General features: G+C 70.5%; 12 protein-coding genes. 3 read left to right on the forward strand and 9 right to left on the reverse strand.

Annotated features, from left to right (window positions below; genetic code table 11):
• Positions 1 to 6 precede the first annotated feature (6 nt).
• The 5 genes from aceE to uraD form a co-directional block, all read right to left on the reverse strand.
• A complete protein-coding gene (gene aceE / locus IF188_RS13840) occupies positions 7 to 2,760 on the reverse strand; it encodes a pyruvate dehydrogenase (acetyl-transferring), homodimeric type (RefSeq protein ID WP_191172392.1) in 2,754 nt (917 codons plus the stop codon).
• 63 nt (positions 2,761 to 2,823) lie between these two features.
• Complete coding sequence (locus tag IF188_RS13845; RefSeq protein ID WP_191172393.1) at positions 2,824 to 4,374, reverse strand: nucleobase:cation symporter-2 family protein; 1,551 nt, start codon at positions 4,372 to 4,374, stop codon at positions 2,824 to 2,826.
• An 88-nt stretch (positions 4,375 to 4,462) separates the two neighbouring features.
• Complete coding sequence (gene pucL, locus IF188_RS13850; protein ID WP_191172394.1) at positions 4,463 to 5,365, reverse strand: factor-independent urate hydroxylase; 903 nt, start codon at positions 5,363 to 5,365, stop codon at positions 4,463 to 4,465.
• The gene (gene uraH, locus IF188_RS13855) at positions 5,365 to 5,691 is read right to left on the reverse strand and encodes a hydroxyisourate hydrolase (protein WP_191172395.1); all 327 of its coding nucleotides are present in this window, start codon (positions 5,689 to 5,691) and stop codon (positions 5,365 to 5,367) included. The genes pucL and uraH overlap by 1 nt, the downstream gene beginning before the upstream one ends.
• Positions 5,688 to 6,185, reverse strand: coding sequence for a 2-oxo-4-hydroxy-4-carboxy-5-ureidoimidazoline decarboxylase (gene uraD, locus IF188_RS13860; protein ID WP_191172396.1), 498 nt, complete (start codon positions 6,183 to 6,185; stop codon positions 5,688 to 5,690). The genes uraH and uraD overlap by 4 nt, the downstream gene beginning before the upstream one ends.
• A gap of 101 nt (positions 6,186 to 6,286) precedes the next feature.
• On the opposite strand from uraD, the gene IF188_RS13865 reads away from it, so the two are divergent.
• The 3 genes from IF188_RS13865 to IF188_RS13875 all read left to right on the forward strand — a co-directional run bounded on the left by IF188_RS13865 (position 6,287) and on the right by IF188_RS13875 (position 8,869).
• Positions 6,287 to 7,066: an SDR family oxidoreductase gene (locus IF188_RS13865; protein ID WP_191172397.1), complete on the forward strand. Its 780-nt coding sequence runs from the start codon at positions 6,287 to 6,289 to the stop codon at positions 7,064 to 7,066.
• A 233-nt stretch (positions 7,067 to 7,299) separates the two neighbouring features.
• The gene (locus IF188_RS13870) at positions 7,300 to 8,562 is read left to right on the forward strand and encodes an MFS transporter (protein WP_191172398.1); all 1,263 of its coding nucleotides are present in this window, start codon (positions 7,300 to 7,302) and stop codon (positions 8,560 to 8,562) included.
• A gap of 115 nt (positions 8,563 to 8,677) precedes the next feature.
• A complete protein-coding gene (locus IF188_RS13875; RefSeq protein WP_191172399.1) occupies positions 8,678 to 8,869 on the forward strand; it encodes a hypothetical protein in 192 nt (63 codons plus the stop codon).
• A 284-nt stretch (positions 8,870 to 9,153) separates the two neighbouring features.
• Here the strand turns inward: IF188_RS13875 and bcp are convergent, their stop codons facing one another.
• Genes bcp through IF188_RS13895 form a run of 4 tightly spaced genes read right to left on the reverse strand, consistent with a single transcriptional unit; the run spans position 9,154 to position 13,139 of the window.
• Positions 9,154 to 9,627, reverse strand: coding sequence for a thioredoxin-dependent thiol peroxidase (bcp, locus tag IF188_RS13880; protein WP_191172400.1), 474 nt, complete (start codon positions 9,625 to 9,627; stop codon positions 9,154 to 9,156).
• A gap of 26 nt (positions 9,628 to 9,653) precedes the next feature.
• Entirely contained in the window at positions 9,654 to 10,568 is a 915-nt protein-coding gene (locus IF188_RS13885; RefSeq protein WP_224751875.1) for an HpcH/HpaI aldolase/citrate lyase family protein, read from the reverse strand.
• Positions 10,569 to 10,620: 52 nt separating this feature from the next.
• Positions 10,621 to 11,973 (reverse strand): allantoinase AllB, encoded by a 1,353-nt coding sequence (allB, locus tag IF188_RS13890; RefSeq protein ID WP_191172401.1) that lies wholly within the window; start codon positions 11,971 to 11,973, stop codon positions 10,621 to 10,623.
• Positions 11,970 to 13,139, reverse strand: a complete 1,170-nt coding sequence (locus IF188_RS13895) for a glycerate kinase (RefSeq protein WP_191172402.1) — start codon at positions 13,137 to 13,139, stop codon at positions 11,970 to 11,972. The genes allB and IF188_RS13895 overlap by 4 nt, the downstream gene beginning before the upstream one ends.
• Positions 13,140 to 13,161: the final 22 nt, after the last annotated feature.

Below are 13,161 nucleotides of genomic sequence, written 5' to 3' on the forward strand. Positions count from 1 at the left end.
CTCGGCTCAGGAATCGCCGCCCGCCGTGCCCGTGGTTCCGGCCGTGACGTCGAGCAGCCGGTAGCGGGCGATCGCCTGGGCGGCGGCATCCGCAGCCACCTCACCGCGACGCGCGAGCAGCTCGAGCGTCCGCACCACGATGGAGTGCACGTCGTTCTTGAAGAAGCGGCGTGCCGCAGCGCGGGTGTCCGAGAAGCCGAACCCGTCCGCACCGAGAGAGGCGAAGTCGTTCGGCAGGAACTGGCGGATCTGGTCGGGCAGCGCCTTCGTGTAGTCGCTGACCGCCACGATCGGGCCGGTCGACTCCGCCAGCTTCGCCGTCACGTACGGCGTGCGCGCGGGTGTCTCGGGATGCAGGAACCCTTCCTCCTCGGCGGCGACGGCGTCCCGGCGCAGCTCGATCCACGACGTCACCGACCACACGTCGGCGTCGACGCCCCACTCCTCGGCGAGGATCCGCTGCGCCTCGATCGCCCACGGCACCGACACGCCCGACGCGAGGATGTGGGAGGGGATGCCGCCGCCCGAGCGGGGCGAGACGCGATGGATGCCGCGCACGATGCCCTCGACGTCCACGCTGTCCGGCTCGGCCGGCTGCAGGATCGGCTCGTTGTAGAGCGTGAGGTAGTACATGACGCTGGGGTCGGGATGCGCACCGCCGTACATGCGCTCGAGGCCGGAGCGTACGATGTGCCCGATCTCATACCCGTACGCCGGGTCGTACGTGACGACGGCGGGGTTCGTCGACGCAAGGATCGGCGAATGGCCGTCGGCGTGCTGCAGGCCTTCGCCCGTCAGCGTCGTGCGACCGGCCGTGGCGCCGATGATGAAGCCGCGCGTCATCTGGTCGGCGGCCGCCCAGAACGAGTCGCCGGTGCGCTGGAACCCGAACATCGAGTAGAAGACGTACACAGGGATGAGCGGCTCGCCGTGCGTGGCGTAGGCGGTCCCCGTCGAGGTGAACGCAGCGACGGACCCCGCCTCGTTGATGCCGGCGTGCAGGATCTGCCCCGCCGGGCTCTCTTTGTACGCCAGCAGCAGCTCACGGTCGACCGAGGTGTAGTGCTGGCCATTCGGGTTGTAGATCTTCGCCGATGGGAAGAACGAGTCCATGCCGAAGGTGCGCGCCTCGTCGGGGATGATCGGCACGATGCGGGAGCCGATGCCCTTGTCTCTCATGAGATCGCGGAGCAGGCGCACGAACGACATCGTGGTGGCCGCCTGCTGCGTGCCTGACCCGCGACGGGCGACCTGGTAGGCGCCGTCGCCCGGGAGTTCCACCGCGGCGTGCTCCGCGCGCCGCTGCGGCACCGCGCCGCCGAGGGCGCGGCGGCGGTCCTGCAGGTACCGGATCTCGGGCGCATCCGCACCCGGGTGGTAGTACGGCGGGCGGTACGGGTCGGCCTCGAGCTGCTCGTCGCTCACGGGGATGCGCAGCAGGTCGCGGAACGACTTCAAGTCCGCGAGCGTCAGTTTCTTCATCTGGTGCGTCGCGTTGCGGCCCTCGAAGTTGGCGCCGAGGCCGTAGCCCTTGACCGTCTTCACGAGCACCACGGTCGGCTGACCCTTGTGCTCGGTGGCGGCGCGGTAGGCGGCGTACACCTTGCGGTAGTCGTGACCGCCGCGCTTGAGGTTCCAGATCTGCTCGTCGGTGTAGTCCTGCACGAGGTGCGCCGTGCGCTCGTCGCGGCCGAAGAAGTGCTCACGGATATAGGCGCCGTTCTCGGCCTTGTACGTCTGGTAGTCGCCGTCTGGCGTGACGTTCATGAGGTCGACGAGCGCGCCGTCGCGGTCGCGCGTCAGCAACTCGTCCCACTCGCGACCCCAGATCACCTTGATCACGTTCCAGCCCGCGCCGCGGAAGAACGCCTCGAGCTCCTGCACGATCTTGCCGTTGCCGCGCACCGGGCCGTCCAGTCGCTGCAGGTTGCAGTTGACCACGAACGTGAGGTTGTCGAGCCGGTCGTTGGCGGCCAGCTGCAGCAGCCCGCGACTCTCGGGCTCGTCCATCTCGCCGTCGCCGAGGAAGGCCCACACGTGCTGGTCGGAGGTGTCCTTGATGCCGCGGTTGTGCAGGTACCGGTTGGTCTGCGCCTGGTAGATCGCGTTCATGGGGCCGATGCCCATCGAGACGGTCGGGAACTCCCAGAACTCCGGCATCAGGCGCGGGTGGGGGTACGAGCTCAGCGCGTGCCCCTGCTTCGACTTCTCCTGACGGAAGCCGTCGAGATCCTCCTCGCTCAGGCGCCCCTCCAGGAACGCGCGGGCGTACATGCCGGGCGACGCGTGCCCCTGGAAGAAGACCTGGTCGCCGCCGCCGGGATGGTCCTTGCCGCGGAAGAAGTGGTTGAAGCCGACCTCGTACAGCGTGGCGGCGCCGGCGAAGGTCGAGATGTGGCCGCCCACGCCGATGTCCGCCCGCTGCGCGCGGTGCACCATGACGGCGGCGTTCCACCGCATGAACGCGCGGTAGCGGCGCTCGACCTGCTCGTCGCCGGGGAACTCCGGCTCCTGGTCGGCGGGGATGGTGTTGACGTAGTCGGTCGTGGTGACCGGTGGCAGGGCTGCGCTGCGCGCGCCGGCGCGCTGCACGATGCTGCGGACGATGTGCTGCCCGCGGGCGGTGCCCCGGGCGTCGATCAGCGCATCGAGCGACTCGACCCATTCCGCGGTCTCTTCGGGATCGATGTCGACGGTGTCGTGGACGGTGGTGCCGACCGCGGGGTCAGCGGCTCCGGTGACGGTGGTGGCGGCGCTCATGGCGCTCCTTCCTGCAGGGCGGGGGCGGGATCCGGTCGGATCCCGCCCCCGCGTGAGATGTGCTCAGTGCTCGCCGGCGGCGTTCTGCTTGTGCGCCGCGGCGCGTGCCGGCCGGATCACCGGCTGCGACCCGGTGGGGATGATCTGCACCTCGCGGCCGTCGGCGGCGATCAGCTTGCCGCCCAGATAGTGGTCGCCGTCCTCCAGCGCCGCGAGCTCCTCCTCGCGCACCATGCGCGGCGGCGCGGCGACGAAGACCGACTGTCCCTTCGAGTTCCCCCAGGTGATGTGGTTGAAAAGGATGTTCAGCAGGATGGCGACGATGGCCGCCGAGCTGATGCCCGAGTGGAAGATCGTGATGAACCAGGTCGGGAACGCGTCGTAGATGGCGGGGGCCACGACCGGCAGCATCCCGACGCCGATCGAGGCGGCGACGATGATGAGGTTCATGTTGTCGCGGTACTCGACCTTGGAGAGAGTCCGGATGCCGGAGGCCGCGACCGTGCCGAACAGCACGATGCCCGCACCGCCCAGCACCGACATCGGCACCGCGGCGACGACGCGGCCGAGGATCGGCAGCAGACCGAGCACCACGAGGATGCCGCCGCCCGCCGTCACGACGAACCGGCTCTTGACCTTGGTGATCGCGACGAGGCCGACGTTCTGCGCGAACGCGCTCTGCGTGAACGAGTTGAAGACCGGTGAGAGCAGGCTCGACAGCATGTCGGCGCGCAGGCCGTTGCCGATGCGCTTGGCGTCGACCTTGCCCCCCACGATCTCGCCGACGGCGAGGATGTCGGCGGTCGTCTCGGTCAGGATCACCAGCACGACGATCATCATCGACACGATGGCCGCAATGTCGAACGTGGGCATGCCGAACGCGAACGGGGTCGGGAACGCGAAGATCGGGCCGTCGAGCACCTTCGAGAAGTCGGCCATGCCGAACGGGATCGCGACGACCGTGCCGATCACGATCGCGAGCAGGATCGACAGACGCGAGATCGCGGCGTTGCCGACCTTCGAGAGGATCAGCACGATCAGCAGCGTCGCGAACGCCAGCCCGATGTGGGCCATGCTGCCGTAGTCCGGCGCGGTGCGGTTGCCGCCCATGATCCAGTTGGCGGCGACCGGCAGCAGCGACAGGCCGATCATCGTGATCACCGAGCCCGTGACGACGGGCGGGAAGAACCGGATGATCTTCGAGAACACCGGCGTGATGAGCAGGCCTATCGCGGCAGAGACCATCACGGCGCCGAACGCCGCCTGGATGCCGCCACCGCCCGTGACGATCGCCGTCATGGTCGCGACGCTGGCGAACGAGACGCCCTGCACGAGCGGCAGCTGCGCACCGAACCACGGGATGCCGATGGTCTGCAGCAGCGTCGCGAGCCCGCCGACGAACAGGCACGACGCGATGAGCAGGCCGATGTCGGCGGAGCTCATGCCCGCGGCGGCGCCGATGATCAGCGGTGGCGCGATGATGCCGCCGTACATGGTCAGGACGTGCTGGAAGCCGAAGGCGATGGACGTGCCGATCGGCAGCTTCTCGTCCTCGGGACGGATCTCTTTCGACGCCTTGGCGTCCTTCTGTGCGGTCTTGCGCGCAGCAGTCATGTGCTGACCTCCTCGTCAGGCAATGAAGAATGGAATGGATGCCGCGAGCCGGGCTTCCTCGCCCGGCCCGCAAGCGGGTGGCTGCGGGTCAGCAGAACCCGGCGATGCCGCTCCAGGCCGGATGCCCGCCCTCGATGCCGTCTCGCTGGACGGTCGCCTCGATGAGGCCGTACGGACGGTCGGCGGCGTAGAACACCTCGTTGGGGTTGTCGAGGCCGAACGGGGACAGATCGACGACGAAGTGGTGCAGGTTGGGCATGGAGAACTTGATCTCGTCGATCTCGGCATGCGCCTCGAGCACGCGTCTGCCCATCTCGAACAGCGTCTGCTGCAGGGCCAGCGAGTGGGTCTGCGCGAACGCCTCGAGCAGCAGCCGACGGACGTCGGCGAAGGTCTCGTCGAAGTCGAGGTCGGTGCGGTTGTAGCGCCACTTCGTCGTGACCGAGGTCGCGAGGATGCGGTCGTTCGTCTCGACCAGGGTCGTGTACCTGTCGCGCGGGAAGCCGTGGAACTCCGACCCCGTCGACTTCAGCACGGCGAGGTCGTGCAGACCCGAGATGACCGTGGCCTCGTCTCCGTCGAACGTCACGACCGTCGAACGGGTCTCGGTGCCGCCGCGGACGAACGCGTGGTCGTGCTCCTGGCCGTCGACGGGAATGCGGCTCCAGGTGTACTGCTCCGCCTCCCAGCGCCCGCCGGTGACCCAGTCGAACTCGCCGGTGAAGTGGCGGCCGAGGCGCAGCAGGAAGTCCTCGGGGGCGCCGACGCCGTCTCGCGCGAACGCGTACACCGTGTTCTTCTGCGTGTCGGTGGCGACCACCTTGGAGTTGTCGCCCCCGGTGTGGGCGGACGTGAAGTCGCCGCGCAGCTGCGAAGTGACGTTGAGATCCGTGATCTCGTGACGGGGCGTGTCCCGGTCGATCCGGACGAGGCGGACCTCGGCCTTGCCGTACTGGTTCGCGCCGAGGACGATCGTGCTCTCTGACATCATCAATTCCCTCTGTATGTGGAGTATGAGAACGGACTGATGAGTAGCGGTACGTGATAGTGCTGCTCGGAGTCGGCGACCGAGAAGTCGATCGACACGACGGGGTAGAAGGTGTCGCGGCCCGTGCCGGCGAAGTACTCGCCGACGGCGAAGGTGAGCCGGTAGGTCCCTGCCTCGAGATGATCGGGGCCGAGGTCCTTGATACGGCCGGCGTCGTCGGTGACACCGGTCGCGATCACGGCGCCGTCCCCTCGCGCGAGCTCGACGTCGACCCCGCGGGCGGGGCCTCCGAGGGCGGCATCCAGGATGTGCGTCGTGATCTGGCTCATGAGCCGAGGATTCCTTCCAGTCGGAGGACGGCGATCTGCCGCAGCTGGTCGGCCACGACGGGGATCTCCTCCTCTTCGGTGTGCGTCAGCCGCTGCTGCAGAGCGCCGAGGATCTCCTCGGCACTGCGGCCGGCGGCCCGGATCAGGAAGACGCGCCCGAACTTCTCTTCGTAGGCGCGGTTCCCGGCGGCGAGGGCCGAGGCGATGTCGTCGCCCTGGACCCCGAGTCCCGCCTGCTCCGAACGCGACAGCGTCGCTTCTGCGCTCCCCCCGCTCGCGCGCTCCCCGATGCGGGGGTGGTGCGCGAGAGCGCCGTCGATCTCGGTGACCGTCCAGGGTGACGCGGCTGTGCGCGCCACCTCGACTGCCTCCTCCACGTTGGAGTAGGGACGGCCCTCGACCACGGCGTCGATCCAGCGATCGATGTCGACGCAGGGGCGCACGAGTGCTCTCGCGGCATCTGCGTCGATCCGGTTGAATGCTTCAAGCTTCACTGCTTGTCCTTCGCTCTTCCGTAATGCGAAATCTTCTTTCCATTACATGAGATATCGTCTCCCTCGAAGCTTGTGTTGTCAACCCTTCGGAAGGAATTCGGATGCCTGAGTCCGCGCAATCCCCCTCGGCCACTGCCGGCGCGCGCGTCGCCGTCGTCACCGGAGCGGGCACCGGCATCGGGCGGGCCGTCGCGCGCGCCTTCCTCGACGAGGGCTGGGCGGTCGTGCTGGCCGGCCGCACACGCGCGACCCTCGACGAGGCTGCGGTGCGGCATCCCCTCGCCCATTGCGTGACCGCAGACGTGACCGACCGGGACGACGTCGAGGCGCTCTTCGCCGCCGCCGTCGAGCGGTTCGGCCGTGTGGACGTGCTGTTCAACAACGCGGGCGTCCCGGGACCGCAGGGGTCGGTGGACGAACTCGCCCTGGCTGACTGGGAGCGCACGCTCGCGGTCAACGTGACGGGGGCGATGCTCGTCGCGGGCGCCGCCGTGCGCACCATGAAGGCGCAGCGGCCGCAAGGCGGCCGCATCATCAACAACGGCTCGATCGCGGCGCACCGGCCGCGTCCGCGCACCGCGGCCTACGCCGTCTCGAAGCATGCCGTCACGGGGCTCACCCGCTCCCTCGCGCTGGACGGGCGCCCATATGGCATCACGTGCGGGCAGATCGACATCGGCAACGCCGCGACGGCGCTCCTCAGCGACCTCGGACACGGCGGCGGACACGTGCAGCCCGACGGGTCGCTCAAGATCGAGCCCACGTTCGACGTCGCCGAGGCGGCGCGCACCGTGGTTTTCATGGCGTCGCTGCCCCCGAACGCGGTGATCGGCGAGGTGACGCTGACCGCCGCGGGCATGCCGTGGGACGGACGGGGCTGAGCCTCACTCGTCGGCGCCCTCCGTCCGGGTGGCGCACCCTGCGGCTTCCCCAGGAGTGTGACGACCATCCGCGCCCCGAGAAACGTCCGGCAGCAGCATCTCGGCGACCCCTAGAGTGGTCGACGTGAGTCCTCTCTTCGTGCGCACGCGCTGATCGGCATCGCCCGCGGCGGGACGCATCGGCCGTCCCGCTGGTTCCGATGTCCCCTGATCCGCAGATTGCGCACACGAATATGAACGACTCCCCCGTCCCTCAGCGCCTGTTCGCCCTGTTCTGGACCGGAAACGCCCTGGCCACCACCGGCTCCGAGATCTTCCGGTTCGCCGTCGGCATCATCGCCGTCGACCTGCTCGTGGCCTCGCCGTTCGAGCTCGGCGTGCTGGGCGCCGTGACCTTCGCCGGCATCCTCCTGCTCAGCCCGATCGCGGGCGCCGTCACCGACCGGCGTGCGCGGCGGGCGGTGCTGCTGGCGACCGTGACCGCCCGCATCCTGCTCATGATCCTGGTGCCCGCGGCGTACCTCGTCGACGGCCTGTCGATCTGGATCCTCATCGGACTCGTGGCCGCACTGAGCCTCGGCGACGTGTTCTACGATGCCGCCCACTTCAGCGTCGTGACCGAGCTGGTGCCGCGCGAACTGGTCTCGACAGCGGTCGGGCGCCTGCAGACGGCGGATCAGGTCGCGCGCATCGCGGTGCCCGGCGCCGCGGGGATCGCGGTGCGGTTCATCGCCGCCCCGGTCGTCACGGTCTTCGCCGCGCTGTTCCAGGCCGGCGCGCTGCTGATGTTCCGGCGGCTGCCCCGGACTGGCCGTCCGTCGGATGCGACCGCCCGCCAGCCGTTCCGCGAGACGGTCCGCGCGGGCTTCGCATTCATCGGTCAGAGCCTCGTGATCCGGACCTTCATGCTCTCCAGCGGCATCCTGAATCTCGCCGCCGGAGTCGTGGTCGCCGTCCTCACGCTCTTCTCGCTGCGCACCCTCGGGCTCAGCCCGGCCGAGTACGGCATCGCCATGGGCATCGGCGCCGCAGGCGGAGTCGTCGCCGGGATCGTGGCCGCACGCATCGGCGAGCAGATCGGGCAGATCCGGACGATGGTGATCGCCGCGGCCGGCATACCGCTCGCCTACGCGGTGCTTCTCACCGCCCCCGTGATCCCAGTGCCCGCCGTGGTCTCGCTGACGGTCGCAGAGCTGCTGTTCTCGTTCCTCATCCTGCTGTACGGGATCCAGAACGCCGGGCTGTCGGCCCGCGTGACTCCGAGCGCGCTGATGGGCCGCGTCGCGTCAGCCCGGCGGCTCGTCGCCGTCGGCTCGTTCCCGGTCGGATCGCTGCTCGGCGGCCTCATCGCGCAGTGGTGGGGTGTCGAGACGGCCCTTGCCGCGGCGCTCGTGATCTCGCTGTGCATCACACTGCCCATCGTGCTCAGCGGTCTGGCCCGGCGCGCTTCGCTGCCCGACGAGTATGCCGCGATCGAGGACCGCGGCCCCGCCTGAGCCGAGGGGGCTGCGACGCGTGTCCTCAGGGCGCGGCGCCGGAGCGCCCGCGCGTCCTCGGCGCAGACGAGCCGCGTGCGTTCGACCGCGCCTTCCAGGTCGCCGCCGAGGCACGGTGCCGTTCGCGCTGTCGTTTCCGGCGTCCGCTGTCACTCTCGCGCACCAGGAATCCTTCGCGCTGTCGTTTCCGGCATCCGCTGTCGCTCTCGCGCACCAGGAATCCTTCGCGCTGTCGTTTCCGGCATCCGCTGTCGTTGTAAGCGGGCGCGAATGCCGATTCCTGCAGCGCGGACGAGGGCTGTCGTGAGAACGCGCGACGGTTCGAGCGTGACCGGCCGCTCCTCGACCGCGACCGCCGCCGGCCCACCCTTCGCCGAAACCCAGGATTCCACCCGAGACAAGGGGCCACGTCCCAGGTCTCAGGCAGAATCCCTTGTCTCGCCGAGCCGGTCCCTTTTCTCGCCGACCCGTTCCCGGTCTCGCCGACCCCTTCCCGGTCTCGACGCGCCGGCCTCGGGCGAGCGGATGCCGGCGGCCGCGGCATCCGCTCACCGGATCTTGCGAGCGCACGGCTCGCGGCGCAGGGATGCGTCAGGCCGCGAGCTGCTCGCGCAGGCGCGCGACGTGGCCGTTCGGGTCGACGTGGTACTCGGCCGACTCGACGGTGCCGTCGGCGGCGAGCACGAACGTCGAGCGGATGAGCCCGACGCGCTCCTCGCCGTTCACGACCTTGGTGCCCCACGCGCCCCACGCCTCGGCGACGGCGTGGTCGGCGTCGGACAGCAGCGGGAACGACAGCTGCTCGGCCTCGGCCCATTCGGCCAGCCGCTCGACGGTGTCGGGCGAGATGCCCACGACAGCGACACCCGCCGCCTGCAGCGACGCGAGGTTGTCGCGGAAGTCGCACGCCTCGGTGGTGCAGCCGGGCGTGAACGCGGCCGGGTAGAAGTACACGACGAGGCGCCGTCCCGCGAAGTCCTCCGGGCGAACGACGGCGCCGGTGGCGTCCGAGAGCGCGAAGCCCGGGTTGGCGTCGCCCGCGGAGAGGTGGATGCCGTCAGTCATGGGTGTGTCCTTTCGACAGGTCGTCGTCACGACGTGGGGTGCACGCCGAACGCGAGAGCCAGCTTCTCGATCTTCTGCGCACGACCGAGGCGGGGCAAGTCACTGCCGTCACGGACCACGCGGCCGCGACCCTCGAAGTCGGCGAGGAAGTCCAGCGCCCACAGCACCTCGCTCGGGGTCGGGCAGATGACCTCGTTGATCACGGGAGCCTGCTCGGCCGCGAGGCACAGCTTGCCGGTCATGCCCATCGACACCGTGATCCCCGACTGCTCGCGCAGCGTCGGCATGCTGTTGCCCACGGTGGGGCCGTCGATCGGGCCGGGCAGATTGCCGACGCGGCTCGCGACCACGAGCCGGGCACGCGGGTACGCCATGGCCTCGGCGTCGGCGCTCATGCCCGTGTCGCGGCGGAAGTCGCCGCTGCCGAACGCGAGGCGGAACGCGCCGCGCGCGCGGGCGATGTGGGCGGCGTCCTCCATGCCGATCGCGGACTCGATGAGCGCGACGACGGGCACGGTGCCGCCGAGGCGGTCGAACGAGCTCGTCACCTGCGCGGGCGACTCGGTCTTGGCGAGCATGATGCCCAGGAGCGAGGGGATGCCGGCGAGCGCGGCCAGATCGTCGGACCAGTACGGGCTCGCCGCATCGTTGACCCGCACCCAGGCCCGCCCGCCGGCGCGCAGCCAGTCCACGACGTCCTGCCGCGCCTGCGGCTTGTTGCTGGGATCGACCGCGTCCTCGATGTCGAGCACGACCGCATCGGCTCGCGAGGCCGCCATCTCGTCGAACAGGTCGGCGCGCGTGCCCGGGACGAGCAGCCATGAGCGCGCGATCGACGGGTCGACGGGACGGTGGCGCGGCGCGCGCGTGGTGACCAGACTGCGCAGGTCGTCCTCCGGATCGAGGACTTCGGGGCGACTGCCGTACGGGTCTGCGGACATCTCAACTCTTCTTCCGACATCTGGGGGCGGTCTGGCGACCGGCGGGTGATTCTCAGGCCGCGCCGCGGCGGATCAGGCGGCCGCGCGGCTCGGCGAAGTCGACGCGTTCACCGCGCAGGAACGTCTCGCGCACCACGCCCGACAGCGCCTTGCCGTCGTAGGGGGTCAGCGGGTTCTTGTGGTGCAGCTTGTTCACGTCGACCACGTACGCGCTGTCGGGGGCGAACACCGACAGGTCGGCGTCGAACCCCAGCGCGATCCTTCCCTTGCGGGTGAGTCCGGCGAGGGCCGCCGGACGCGCCGACATCCATTCCACCACGGTCTCGAGGGGTATGCCGCGCGTGCGGGCCTCGGACCACACCAGCGACAGGCCCAGCTGCAGCGAGGCGACGCCGCCCCACGCGACCGCGAAGTCGCCGTTGTCGAGGTCCTTGAGGTCGAGGGTCGACGGCGAGTGGTCGCTGACGATGCAGTCGATCGTGCCGTCGACGAGCCCCTGCCACAGCAGCTCGCGGTTGGAGGCCTCGCGGATCGGCGGGCAGCACTTGAACGCGGTCGCGCCGTTCGGGATCTCTTCCGCCAGCAGCGTCAGGTAGTGCGGGCACGTCTCGACGGTGAGGCGCACGCCGTCGCGCTTGGCGCTCGCGATCATCGGCAGCGCGTCGGACGACGACAGGTGCAGGATGTGGGCGCGGGCACCGGTCCAGCGGGCGCGCTCGATGACCTCGGCGATCGCGATGTTCTCGGCGCCGCGCGGGCGCGAGGCGAGGAAGCGGTCGTAGTGGTCGCCTTCGGCCGAGGGCGCGCGGTCGATGGCGCGCGAGTCCTCGGCGTGCACGATGAGCAGCGAGTCGAAGCTCGCGAGCTCCGCCATGTCGCGCTCCATCTCGTCGGCGTCGAGGTGCGGGAACTCGTCGACGCCCGAGTGCAGCAGGAAGCACTTGAAGCCGAACACGCCGTCGTCGTGCAGCGCGCGCAGCTCGCCGGTGTTACCGGGGATCGCACCGCCCCAGAAGCCGACGTCGACGAACGCCTGGTCCTTCGCGACGCTGCGCTTGAGCTCCAGAGCCTCGACGTCGACCGTCGGCGGGATGCTGTTCAGCGGCATGTCGATGATCGTGGTGACACCGCCGGCGGCAGCGGCCTTGGTCGCCGAGGCGAAGCCCTCCCACTCGGTGCGGCCGGGCTCGTTGACGTGCACATGCGAATCGACGAGGCCCGGCAGCAGCGTCTCGTCGTCCGCGAGCGTGACGATCTCGCGCCCCTGCAGGTCATGGCCGAGCGGCTCGATCGCGACGATCGCGCCGTCGGTGATGCCGATCTCGCGGGCCGCGAAGCCCGCGGTGGTGAGGATGCGTTCGCCGCGCACGACGACGTCGTAGTGGGGGGTCTGGTTCTCGCTCATGAGGTGATGCTTTCGGTGAGGGTTTCGGCCCGGACGGCTCCGTCGCCGACCGGAAGGGATGCCGCCAGCTCGGCGCCGATCTCGCGGAGCAGCCGTGCGGCGTCGCGCATGCTGACCTCGGGATCGGGCTCGCGCGCGGCGAGGGCCCAGGTGCGGACGAAGCCGGCCGCCCGCAGCCGGTCGTCGTCGAGGGTGGTGCGTCCGCAGACCGCGACGACGGGGACGCCGATCGCACGCGCGGCACGAGCGACGCCCACGGGCGTCTTGCCGCCGAGGGACTGCTCGTCGATGCTGCCCTCGCCGGTGACGACGAGGTCGGCGCCGACGAGGCGCTCGCGCAGGCCGGTGAAGTCGAGCACGACGTCGACGCCGCTGCGGCGCTCGGCGCCGAGGGCCGCGACGGCCGCGAAGCCCACGCCGCCGGCTGCGCCGGCCCCGGGGGCATCGGCCGCCCCGGGCACGCCGAAGGCGTCGGCGATGAGCGCCACGTAGCGGGCGAGCGCGGCGTCGAGCTCGGCGACATCCTCGGGCGTGGCGCCCTTCTGCGGTCCGAACACCGCGGCTGCACCGTTCGGGCCGAGCAGCGGGTTGTCGACGTCGGTGGCGAGCGTGAGGGATGCCTCGGCCAACCGAGGATCGAAGGCCGAGGCATCCACCGTCACGAGTCGCGCGAGAGCGGCGCCGCCCCCCGGAAGCACCGCCCCCGCGCCGTCGAGGAGCCGCAGGCCCAGGGCCTGCAGCATGCCGGCACCGCCGTCGGTGCCGGCGCTGCCGCCGACGCCGAGCACGATGCGGCGGGCACCGGCGTCGAGCGCGGCGGCGATCAGCTCGCCGGTGCCGCGGCTGGTCGCGCCCCGCGCGTCGCGGATGCCGCCGGGGAGGATGCCGAGGCCCGACGCGAGCGCCATCTCGATCACCGCCTCGTCGCCGCGCAGCCCCCAGTCGGCCGCGACGGGCGCGCCGGTGGGCCCGCTGACGACGGTGGTGCGGCGTTCGAATCCGGCGCCGAGCGCGGCATCCAGCGTGCCTTCTCCCCCGTCGGCGACGGGCACGAGGTCGACGGCGGCGTCATGGCGCACGGCCCGGATGCCGTCGGCGACGGCGCGTGCGACGCCGGCCGCGTCCAAGGAGCCCTTGAACTTGTCGGGAGCGATGACGATGCGCATGGTCGGCTTTCGGGCGGACGGT

Origin of the sequence: Microbacterium helvum (assembly GCF_014779795.1) — a bacterium.
Lineage (GTDB): Bacteria > Actinomycetota > Actinomycetes > Actinomycetales > Microbacteriaceae > Microbacterium > Microbacterium helvum.